Origin of the sequence: Bacillus sp. SIMBA_154, from assembly GCF_046536015.1 — a bacterium.
Lineage (GTDB): Bacteria > Bacillota > Bacilli > Bacillales > Bacillaceae > Bacillus > Bacillus pumilus_P.
Genome location: NZ_JAWJBV010000339.1, coordinates 1 through 265 on the forward strand (window position 1 = coordinate 1; position 265 = coordinate 265).

Genomic DNA, 265 nt, shown 5'->3' on the forward strand with positions numbered 1-265 from the left:
AGTTTCCATATTTTTTTCGCAGCGGCTAATAGCACTTAAGCCACCGATATTAAAACCAACTCCTACATGGCTATTCCTCGGTGTGGAAGAGTAACTTAAAGACACACTAGGCTTAAGACCTCCCGTTGCTTCTCCGAGTGTAATTGGAATGTTATAAGTAAATTCACCACTTGGTGTTACGTTACTTTCAGCCGCAATTGTGCCTACATAATCATTCGTATTAATCGCATGCGTTAAGCCTGCGGCTTGAGCATAATAAACTTCT

The 265-nt window shown here is 41.1% G+C and carries 1 protein-coding gene; it reads right to left on the bottom strand.

Annotation, left to right across the window (positions count from 1 at the left end; translation table 11 throughout):
- Positions 1 to 265: SpvB/TcaC N-terminal domain-containing protein (locus tag R0K30_RS22290; RefSeq protein ID WP_410613059.1), on the bottom strand; the 265-nt coding region annotated here is incomplete at both ends.